Raw genomic sequence first — 11,052 nt, 5'->3', positions numbered from 1 at the left:
CCGCGCCGTGTCCGACGGATTCCCGCACGCCATGATTCACGCGGCTTCGCGCCTATGAGGCGCTCCTACGGGGGGGGTAGACGTATGGGTCGAAGAGCGATTCGCCCGGTAGGAGCGCGCCATGCGCGCGAAACCGCGTGACGTCTGGCGGCGCGGTGTGGCCCCGGTCACCGCGCCGTGTCCGACGGATTCCCGCACGCCATGATTCACGCGGCTTCGCGCCTATGAGGCGCTCCTACGGGGGGGGTGGACGTATGGGTCGAAGAGCGATTCGCCCGGTAGGAGCGCGCCACGCGCGCGAAACCGCGTGACGTCTGGCGGCGCGGTGTGGCCCCGGTCACCGCGCCGTGTCCGACGGATTTCCGCACGCCATGATTCACGCGGCTTCGCGCCTATGAGGCGCTCCTACCCCGGGAGGCGCTCTTACCCCGGGGCGCGTCGGTACGCCGTTCGGAACGTACCGGCTGCCGGTTTACTGCGGCGTGTGCGCGAGGCAGCGGTTGAAGAACGATTCGCTCAGGCGGTAGCGGTGCAGGGCATCCTTCCCGCGCAGGCCGTGCTTGGCGCCGGGATAGGTCATCAGTTCAAACGCGGTGCCGGCCTGCTGCAGCTGGCTCATCAGCTGGGTGGCGTTGGAAAACAGCACGTTGTCATCGGCCATGCCGTGGATCAGCAGCAGGCTGTCCGAACGGATGTCATCCGCATGGGTGAACACGCTGGCCTCGCGGTACCCCTCCGGGTTGTCCTGCGGCAGGTGCATGTAGCGCTCGGTGTAATGGGTGTCGTACAGGGCCCAATCGGCGACCGGTGCGCCGGAAATCCCGCAGGCGTAGTGGTCGGGCGCCTTGGCCAGCAGCATCAGGGTCATGTAACCGCCGTTGGACCAACCGTGCACGCCGATCCGCGCCGGATCCACCCACGGCTGCTGGCGCAGCCACTCCACGCCGTGTACCTGGTCTTCCACTTCCACCGTGCCCTGGTTGCGGTACAGCGAGCCCAAGAACTCCGCGCCGCGCCCGGGCGTGCCCCGGTTGTCGATCGAGAACACCACGTAGCCGCGCTGGGCCAGGTACTGGTTGAACAGCGCGTCGCCGCGCGAAGGCCACGCATTGGTCACCGTACGACCCACCGGGCCGCCGTACACGTGCACCACCACCGGGTACTTGCGCGAAGGATCAAAATCCGCCGGCTTGATCAGGCTGTAATGCAGGGTGCTGCGGCCATCGGCGGCGGTCATGGTGTCGAATTCCACCGGCAGGTGGGCGTCGATGAAGGCCGCGTACGGGTGCTCCGGATCGGTCGGATCGTTCTCCAGCAGGCGCGCGATCAGGCTGCCGTCATTGCGACGCAGCTCCACCTGCGGCAGCGATTCCACGCTCGACCAGCTGTCCACGTACACACTGGCATTGCGGGCGAAGCTGGCCGCATGCGTGCCGGGCTCCTGCGACAGGCGCACGATCTCGCCGCCCGCCAGCGGCACCGCGTTGACGTGCATCTCCAGCGGTGCGTCCGGGTTGCCGGCGAAGTAGGCCAGCCCGGCCTCTTCGTCCACCGCCAGCAGTGAAGCCACCGGCCACTCGCCGGAGGTCAGCGGTACCAGCCCGCTGCCGTCTTCGTTGGCGCCGCCCTCACCAACGATGTACAGATGCTGGAACCCGCTGCGTTCCGAGCTCCACAGGATGCGCCCGTCCTTGAGGAACCGCAGGCTGTCGTGCAGCGGTATCCAGGTGTTGGCGGTCTCGGTGATCAGCGTGCGCTGGGCGCCGGTGGCGAGCGTCACCTCGATCAGCTCCAGCGTCTGCTGGTCGCGGCTCTGGCGCTGGAAAGTCAGGCGCCCGGCATCGCGCCAGTCCACCCGCGGCAGGTAGATATCGGTGTCATCGCCCAGGTCGATCCACTGCGGGCGGGCGCCCTGGCGCGGGGCGATCACGCCCAGCTGCACCAGCACGTTGGGATCGCCGGCAAACGGATAGCGCTGCTCGATCACCTCGGTGCGGTCCGGGTACACCTCGTGGCGGCGATGGATAGAGACCGGGGACTCATCGATCCGCGCAAAGGCGATCGCCGAATCGTCCGGTGCCCACCAGTAGCCGGTGTGCCGGCCCATTTCCTCATCGGCCACGAACTCCGGCACGCCGTTGCCGATCACATCCGAACCGTCCTGGGTCAGCTGCACTTCGCGCCCGTCGGCCAGGTCGATCACCCACAGGTTGCGCTCGCGGATGAAGCTGACGAACCCGCCCTGCGGCGACAGCTTTGGATCGGTGGCGAACCCGCCGCCGTTGGTGAGCTGGCGCACCGCGGCGGTGCCTTCGCCCGCCAGGTCGTAGAGGTACAGCTCCCCGCCCAGCGGGAACAGCAGCCGCGAGGCGTCCGGCGCCCACTGGTAATCCACGATCCCGCTCAGCCCGGCGATGCGCTGGCGCTCGCGCCGCGCCTTCTCCTCGTCGCTCAGTTTCTCCTCGCCCGGCAGCACCAGCGACGAGTCCACCAGCATCCGGGTCTGGCCGCTTTCAATGTGGTATTCCCACAGGTCCAGTCGGTTGCGATCCGTGTCGCGTCCGCGCAGGAACGTCACTCGCGACCCGTCCGGCGCCACCTGCGGGCGCATCAGCGTCGGCCCGGCCAGCGGCGCGTCGCCGGTGATTGCTTCCAGGGTCAGGCGGCCGTCATCGGCCAGGGCGGAATTGGGCATGGTGGCAGTGGCAATCATCAGCGTGGCAGCGGCAAGCAGTTGGCGCATGTAAACCTCGGGCGGTACGTTTTCATCGTGCGAGCAAGTCTACCCGCGCCCGCCCAGTCGTAATTCGCCCACCCCCGTAGGAGCGCGCCACGCGCGCGAAGCCGCGTGAATATGATCATTGCCGCGGGGCGTCGGTGCCGGCGTACCGGCCGACGCCACCCCGCACCGCCCATCGTCACGCGGCTTCGCGCGCGTGGCGCGCTCCTACCGGGGACCCTTCAGCGCTTGCCGAACAGCTGCGCCTTCTGCTCTTCGGTCATCGGCTTGCCGAGATCCGGGTTGACCTGCTTTGCCAAGGCATAGGCACGCTCGGTGGCGGGGCGGGCGGCGATGGTTTCCTGCCAGCGCACCACGTTGGGGTAGGGGGCCATGTCCACCGGCGCGCTGTCGTACCCGTTGATCCACGGGTAGGCGGCCATATCCGCGATCGAATACTCCGCGCCGGCAAGGAACTCGCGCCCTTCCAACCGCTTGTCCAGCACCTTCAGCAGCCGGTTCACCTCGTTCGCGTAGCGTTCCATCGCGTAGCCGATCTTCTCCGGCGCATACACGTGGAAATGCCCGTACTGGCCGCTCATCGGCCCCAGTCCGGCCATCTGCCAGAACAGCCATTCCAGCGCCTGGATCCGCTCGCGCGGGTCGGTTGGCAGGAATTTTCCGGTCTTCTCGGCCAGGTACATCAGGATTGCGCCGGACTCGAACACCGTCTGCGGGGCGCCGCCGTCGGCTGGCTGGTGATCCATGATCGCCGGCATCTTGTTGTTCGGCGAGATCTCCAGGAACTCCGGCTTGAACTGGTCGCCAGCGCCGATGTTCACCGGCTTGATGGTGTATTCCAGCCCCGCTTCTTCCAGGAACAGGGTCACCTTGTGACCGTTGGGCGTGGGCCAGTAGTAGAAGTCGATCATCGTCGGCGCTCCGGAAATGGGGGAATCATCGAGTCTAGCCCCGCGGCCGTATCCCCACGTGCAACGCAGCATCGCCAACCCATTTGTAGGAGCGCGCCATGCGCGCGAAACCGCGTGAATGTGATCGTGCGGCAAGGCGTCGGCGGGTTCGGCGTATCCGAGACCACGCGGCAAGGTCAGGGTTCACGCGGCTTCGCGCGCGCGGCGCGCTCCTACGGATCCGGCCCCGACGGGAACAGCCCGACGCCATGTGTCACGCGGTTTCGCGCGCGTGGCGCGCTCCTACGGGAGGGGCCAGCCGGCGGTATTGCGGCGCCATCTGGCGCTGGGACGGCGGGGGGGCTAGGCTGCGGATGACCTGTCAGGAGGGGACAGTCTTGATGCCGCAGGCCGCCATGCACCCGTCCGGCGTCGCAAAGCCCAGGGGGCAATCCATTGAGTGAGGCCCAGCCAGGCACGGACTTTGGCCTGGCCCAGCGGCGCCGGGCGTGGCTCGCCGGGTGCATGCTTTTCGCGGGCCTGCTGGCCGCGGCCGCGCTGGTGGCCTGGGGTGATCTGCAAGTGCGCCAGCAGGCCGGCCAGCGCTACGTGCAGGCACTGGCTGACAGCCATGCACGCGAGGTCGGCCACGAGCTGGCCGCGGTCGAAGCGGAGTTACGGGCGCTCGCCGATGGCCTCGCCGTCATCGGCGCTACGGCTCCCGAAGCGGTTCCGCTGCTGCTGCACGACAGCCTGGCGGGCATCGCCCGGCGCAACCCGGCCCTTGCCGGACTGAGGCTGGAAGACGCCGCGCCGGATTTCGTCCCTGCAGCCGGGGCAGCGCCACGACGCCTGCACCTCGGCCTGTCTGCTTCCGATGCCGATGGCAACTGGCGTCTGCCGGTGGCCGTACGGGTGCCCGGACGCGCGGATGGCAATGCCCAGTGGCTGCGCGCCGAGCTGGACGTGGACGTCTTCAGCAGCGTATTGCGCGTCCACGAGGTCGGCAGTTCCGGCGTCGCTTCGGTGCTCGGCCACGACGGAACCCTGCTTGCCCGCTCCGATACCGGCGTCCTGCAGGCGGGCCTGCAGGCGACGTACTCGCCGGCCTTCGCGGCATTGGAGCAAGCACCCTCCGGCGTGGTGCGTTCGAAGAGCCGGCTCGATGGCGTGGTCCGCGTGGTTGGCTACCGCTCCGTAAAGGGCTGGCCCCTGGTCGCCACGGTCGGCATTCCGCCGAAAGTCCTGCATGCGGGCTGGTGGACCTTCGTATGCGCGCTGGCGCTGGGCATCCTGCTGTTGATGGCCGCGTGGGGATCCGGGCTGTACTTCCTGCGCCGCGCCACCCGCCGCGAGCATGAGATACGCCTTTCGCTCAACGCCAGTGAACACACCGTCGGCGACCTGCGCGAGCGCGTGCGTGATGCCAAAGCGCAATACCGGTTCCTCTATGAGCAGCATCCGCTGCCGGCCGTGGTCTATGACCGCGAGACCCTCCAGGTGCTGGAAGTCAACGCGGCCGCCGAGTCACAGTACGGCTACGAGCGCGAAGCGTTCCTGGGCCTTCCGGCATCGCGGGTGCTGGCCGAAGGCGTTACCGAGGACGACGTGCGCGAAGAGCTGCGCAACCATCCCAATGCCTACGGCCGCCGCATCTGGCCGCACCTGCGGGCCGACGGAAAACCCTTCAGCGCGCTGGTGTTCGCCCGCGACATCTCCTCCTTCGACGGCCGGCCGGCGCGCCTGATGCTGGCCCTGGACGTGACCGAGCAGGTCCGCGCCGAGGCCGATCTGCGCCTGCTGCGGCGCGCGGTGGAATCAAGCGGGGAAGGGGTGTTCATCGTCGATGTCGCGCGCGAGGAGCTGGTGTATGCCAACGAGGCGTTCGCGCGCCTGTGCGGGATCGGCGGCGCGCCGGGGCTCTCAATGACCCGGGTGGCGGTGGACACCATTGCCGACGACGGGGTCCGCGCGATCCTGCGCAGCGCGATCGAGCGCGGGCAGGGCACCTCGGTGGAAGTCGCCGGCCCGCGGGCACTCGAGGGCGAGTACTGGCGCGAGATCCGGCTCTCGCCGGTGCGCGGCAAGGAGGGCGGGGTCACCCATTTCGTCGGCATCCTCACCGACATCACCGCCCGCCGCATGGCCGCGCGCGACCTGGCCTGGCGCGCCTCTCACGAAGCGCTGACCGGGCTGTTCAACCGCGATGCGCTCATCGCCCGCATCGACGACGCCATCGACGCGGCGGTGACTGCCGGAGACGGCGCCGGGATCGCTGTGAGCCTCATCAACCTGGACCACTTCAAGCTCATCAACGACAGCCTTGGCAGAGTGGTTGGTGACGAGGTGCTGGTGGCGCAGGCCCGGCGGCTGGAGGAAGCCGCAGCCAGCGGTGACGTGGTGGGCAGTCTTGGCGGCGACGAGTTCGGCATCCTGCTGGGCGGCCTCACCGGCGCGGAGGTCTGCGAACGGGCGGAGGCGCTGCGCGCTGCGGTCTCGCGACCGGTGCCGGTGCGTGGCATCGAACTGCTCACCACCGCCAGCCTTGGCTATGCCTGCTACCCCGGCGACGGCGGCTCCGGAGCGGAGCTGCTGCGCCTTGCCAGCCGCGCGGTCGACCGTGCCAAGCACGAGGGCCGCAACCGCAGCGTGGCCTACCACTCCGGGCTCGACCCGCACGCCGCCGAGCGCCTGGCGCTGGTGCAGGAACTGCACCGGGCGCTGGAGGAGCAGCAGTTCGAACTGGAGTTCCAGCTCAAGTTCGACGTCTGGCAACGGCCCGCCGGCATGGAGGCCCTGGTGCGCTGGCGCCATCCCGAGCGCGGCCTGTTGGGCCCGGGTGCGTTCATGGAGGCCTGCGAGGAGTCCGGGCTGGTGATGCAGCTGGGCAGCTGGGTGCTCGACCAGGCGGCCCGATGCTGGCGCGAGCTCGAGCAGCTGGGCCACGGGGGGCTGCGCATGGCGGTCAACGTGTCGGCCCTGCAGGTGCGCGAAGAGCTGGTGGGGGAAATCGCCGCGGTGATGGCCCGGCACGGGCTGCCGCCCGGCGTGCTGGAGCTGGAACTGACCGAGAGCGTGCTGCTGGCCAACCCGGAGACGGCCACCGGCATCATGCAGTCGCTGAGCGCGCTGGGCGCCTCGATCGCGATCGACGACTTCGGCACCGGTTATTCCAGCATGGCCTACCTGCAGCACCTGCCGCTGCAGCGGCTCAAGCTCGACCGATCCTTCGTGCGCGACCTGGATACGGCCACCGACAGCCAGGCCATCTGCTCCGCGATCCTCGGCATGGCCCAGGCGCTGGGCCTGGGCATCACCGCCGAAGGCGTGGAGACCCCCGCCCAGCACGAATGGCTCCGCGCCCGCGGCTGCGATGAATTCCAGGGCTACCTGCTGGCCAAGCCCATGCCCTTCGAGACCCTGATTACCCACCTCGCGGACCCTGGACCCACCGATCGTCGGGACCTGTAGGAGCGTTCCAGGGGGGCGTTCCATCCGCGGGTTTACAATGGCGCGATGGATGTTTCCCACCTGATCGACGGCCTCAACGCCGACCAGCGCCAGGCCGTGACCGCCGAGCCCGGGCATTACCTGGTGCTGGCCGGCGCAGGCTCGGGCAAGACCCGCGTGCTCACCCATCGCATCGCCTGGCTCAACGAGGTCCACGGCGTGCCCGCGCACGGCATTTTCGCGGTCACCTTCACCAACAAGGCCGCGGCCGAGATGCGCCAGCGCACCAGCGCCATGCTGGACCGCAACGGCGCCGGGCCCGGCACCCGCGGCATGTGGATCGGCACCTTCCACGGCCTGGCCCATCGCCTGCTGCGCCTGCACTGGCAGGATGCCAAGCTGCCGGAAAGCTTCCAGATCCTGGATTCCGATGATCAGCAGCGCCTGGTCAAGCGCGTGGTGCAGCAGCTGGAGCTGGACGAAGCCCGCTTCCCGCCGCGCCAGATCGCCTGGTGGATCAACGCCCAGAAGGATGAGGGCCGCCGCCCGCAGCACATCCAGCCCGGCGATGACGAATGGGCCAACGCCATGCGCCGCAGCTACGCCCTGTACCAGGAGCGCTGCGACCGGGCGGGCCTGGTGGATTTCGCCGAGCTGCTGCTGCGCTCCCACGAGCTGCTGCGCGACAACCCGGCCATCCTCGCCCACTACCGACACCGCTTCGGCCAGATCCTGGTGGACGAGTTCCAGGACACCAACGCCATCCAGTACGCCTTCATCCGGATTCTGGCGGGCGGCGATGCAGATGGAGGCGGCGGCAAGGTGTTCGTGGTCGGCGACGACGACCAGGCCATCTATGGCTGGCGCGGCGCCAAAGTGGAGAACGTGCAGCAGTTCCTCAAGGATTTCCAGGGCGCGCAGACCATCCGCCTGGAGCAGAACTACCGCTCCAGCGCCAACATCCTCGATGCCGCCAATGCGGTCATCGCCCACAACCCCGAACGGCTGGGCAAGCGCTTGTGGACCGACAGCGGGCAGGGCGAAACCGTTGACCTGTACGCCGCCTACAACGAGATCGACGAGGCGCGCTTCGTCGTTGAGCGCATCAACCAGTGGGTGCGCGACGGCGGCAGCTACGGCGACTGCGCCATCCTCTACCGCAGCAACGCGCAGTCGCGCGCGCTGGAAGAACAGCTGGTAGGTGATGAGGTCCCGTACCGCATCTACGGCGGCGTGCGCTTCTTCGAGCGCGCCGAAATCAAGGACACCCTGGCCTACATGCGCCTGGTGGCCAACCGCGCCGACGACGCCGCCTTCGAGCGCGCGGTCAACACGCCCACCCGCGGCATCGGCGACCGCACCCTGGATGTGGTCCGCCAGACCGCCCGCGCCGCCAGCCTTTCGCTGTGGGATGCCTCGCAGCGCTGCAGCCAGGATTCCAGCCTCGCCGCGCGCGCCCGGAATGCATTGGCCGGCTTCCACACCCTGATCGACGACCTCGCCAACGAGGTCGACACTTTGCCGCTGCCGGAAAAGTTCGACCACGTACTGGTCCGCTCCGGCCTGCGCGAGCACTGGGCGCGCGAAAGCCGCGGCGTGCTCGATTCCGAATCACGCATCGACAACCTCGACGAACTGGTCTCCGTCGCCTCGCGCTTCGTACGCGGCGACGATGAAGAGACCGAAGGCATGACCGAACTCGTCGCCTTCCTGGCCTACGCCGCCCTGGAGGCCGGCGAAGGCCAGGCCCAGGCCGGCGAAGACGGCGTGCAGCTGATGACCCTGCACAGCGCCAAGGGCCTGGAGTTCCCGCTGGTGTTCCTGGTGGGCATGGAAGAGGGCCTGTTCCCCAACCAGCGCTCGGTGGACGAGGTCGGCCGGCTGGAAGAAGAGCGCCGCCTGGCCTACGTCGGCATCACCCGCGCCCGGCAGAAGCTGGTGCTGTGCTATGCGGAATCCCGGCGCCTGCACGGTCAGGACATGTTCGGCATGCCCTCGCGCTTCCTGCGCGAGATCCCCGCCGAACTGCTGCACGACGTGCGTCCGCGCGCGAACGTCTCACGCCCCGCCTTTCCGCAGCCCAGGCAGCGCAGCCGCGGCCACGCCGTGGTGGATGAAAACCCCGGCATCAGCATCGGCCAGGGCGTCAGCCACCCCAAATTCGGCGGCGGCGTGGTCACCGACATCGAAGGCGCCGGCGCCCACGCCCGCGTGCAGGTCAATTTCGATGACGTCGGCAGCAAATGGCTGGTGCTGGCCTACGCCAACCTCCAACCCGGCTGATCCCATCCGCCGTGGGCCGGGTCACGCGTCGCACAAATGGCCCTTCCCCGTAGGAGCGCGCCATGCGCGCGAAGCCGCGTGAATATGATCATTGCCACGAGGCGTCGGCCCCGGCGCACCGGCCGACGCCACACCGCACGCCAATCGTCACGCGGTTTCGCGCGCATGGCGCGCTCCTACCGGGGAGGGCGACGCTCAATCCCGAAGCTTGAATCCGGGGTTCCCGTTGAGGCTGCCGTCGGGCTCGATCACCACCCACTTATCGCCTTCGCGGTCAAACGCCACCGGCACCGGGTCCATGAACATCGGCCGGCGCACGAAGCGCAGCGTCCAGCCGAACTGTTCCAGGGTGTGCAGGGCCTTGGCCTGCGCTGCGGTCAGTCCCGCGCGCAGCGCGTCGGGATCGGGGTCGCCGGACCGGCGGCGTTCACGTCCGTACATCAGGGGGCCTTCTGTATTGCCAGAACATCCAAATGGGGCCGCCGGCGGATCGAAGCAAGCGGGCCGCGATCCCAGACACCCGAATGTGATCCCCCGTAGGAGCGCGCCATGCGCGCGAAGCCGCGTGAATATGATCATCGCCACGAGGCGTCGGCCCCCGCGTAACGACCGACGCCTCGCGAAACCGCGTGAATATGATCATCGCCACGAGGCGTCGGCCCCCGCGTAACGACCGACGCCACCCCGCGTGGCCAATCGTCACGCGGGGCATCAACACGTTCCGCGCGTTCGTACCCGTAGAATCCCCTCCGATGATCGATCTCCACCACCACCTCCTCCCCGGCATCGACGATGGCGCCACCGATCTGGCCATGTCGCTGGAAATGGCCCGCATGGCGGTCGCGGACGGCATCCATACCGTCGCCTGCACCCCGCACATCTACCCCGGCCTGTACGAAAACACCGGCGATGGCATCCGCACCGCCATCGCCGCCCTGCAGGCCGAACTCGACGCCGCCGGCATCGCCCTCACCCTGGTGGAAGGCGCCGATGTGCACCTGGCCCCGGGCCTGATCGAAGGCATCCGCGACCTCAGCGTGCCCACCCTTGCCGGCTCCCGCTACCTGCTGCTGGAGCCGCCGCACCACGTGGCCCCGCCGGGTTTCGAGCAGGAAGTGTTCGCCTTCATGGCCGCCGGCTACGTGCCGGTCATCACCCACCCCGAGCGCCTGCGCTGGGTGGAACAGCACTACGCCACCTTCGTGGAACTGTCCCGCCGCGGCGCCTGGATGCAGATCACCGCCGGCGCGCTCACCGGCCGCCACGGCCGCCGCCCGCAGCACTGGGGCGAGCGCTTCGTGGCCGAAGGGCACTGCATGATCCTGGCCACCGACGCCCACGATCCGCGCCGCCGCCCGCCGCTGCTGGCGGAAGCCCGCGAGGCCGCGACAAAGCTGGTCGGCGCCGAAGAAGCCACCCATATGGTCACCACCCGCCCGCAGGGCATCCTGGACAACCGCCCCGCCAGTGAACTCCCGCCCCCCCTCGCAGAAACCCGCCCCCCGCCCACCCCCAGGCGCAGCCTGTTCCACCGCCTCTTCCGGTAGGTCGGCGTTACGCCCCGAACCCAGCATCGTCCCGTAGGTCGAGGCTACGCCCCCGACGCCCCGCGAACCCAACATCCCTTGCGCCGTTGCCAATCACCGGGCTGCGTGAACAAATGAGACCTGCATCACCTATCTTGCGCGG

6 protein-coding genes are annotated in these 11,052 nt (G+C 68.9%); 3 read left to right on the top strand and 3 right to left on the bottom strand.

From position 1 onward, the window contains the following. Positions 1-472: 472 nt before the first annotated feature. Both ACW7G2_RS12465 and ACW7G2_RS12460 read right to left on the bottom strand, forming a co-directional pair. Entirely contained in the window at positions 473-2,743 is a 2,271-nt protein-coding gene (locus tag ACW7G2_RS12465; protein WP_456976259.1) for a DPP IV N-terminal domain-containing protein, read from the bottom strand. Positions 2,744-2,961: 218 nt separating this feature from the next. After that, positions 2,962-3,651, bottom strand: a complete 690-nt coding sequence (locus tag ACW7G2_RS12460) for a glutathione binding-like protein (RefSeq protein ID WP_456976257.1) — start codon at positions 3,649-3,651, stop codon at positions 2,962-2,964. Positions 3,652-4,155: 504 nt separating this feature from the next. Here ACW7G2_RS12460 and ACW7G2_RS12455 point away from each other — a divergent pair. Further along, on the top strand, positions 4,156-7,101 hold the full coding sequence (locus ACW7G2_RS12455) for a bifunctional diguanylate cyclase/phosphodiesterase (RefSeq protein ID WP_456976255.1): 2,946 nt from the start codon (positions 4,156-4,158) through the stop codon (positions 7,099-7,101). A gap of 45 nt (positions 7,102-7,146) precedes the next feature. Beyond that, positions 7,147-9,363, top strand: a complete 2,217-nt coding sequence (gene uvrD, locus ACW7G2_RS12450; protein ID WP_456976253.1) for a DNA helicase II — start codon at positions 7,147-7,149, stop codon at positions 9,361-9,363. A gap of 195 nt (positions 9,364-9,558) precedes the next feature. Here uvrD and ACW7G2_RS12445 read toward each other — a convergent pair whose 3' ends face one another. Next, on the bottom strand, positions 9,559-9,804 hold the full coding sequence (locus tag ACW7G2_RS12445) for a hypothetical protein (RefSeq protein WP_456976251.1): 246 nt from the start codon (positions 9,802-9,804) through the stop codon (positions 9,559-9,561). A gap of 311 nt (positions 9,805-10,115) precedes the next feature. Between ACW7G2_RS12445 and ACW7G2_RS12440 the strand changes: the two genes are divergently transcribed. Beyond that, positions 10,116-10,910: a tyrosine-protein phosphatase gene (locus tag ACW7G2_RS12440; protein WP_456976249.1), complete on the top strand. Its 795-nt coding sequence runs from the start codon at positions 10,116-10,118 to the stop codon at positions 10,908-10,910. The last annotated feature ends 142 nt before the right edge of the window (positions 10,911-11,052 follow it).

The sequence above is a fragment of the Luteimonas sp. A277 genome, from assembly GCF_054052045.1.
The sequence above is the reverse complement of the archived record's forward strand: the minus strand, read 5'-3'. Positions and strand labels throughout refer to the sequence as shown.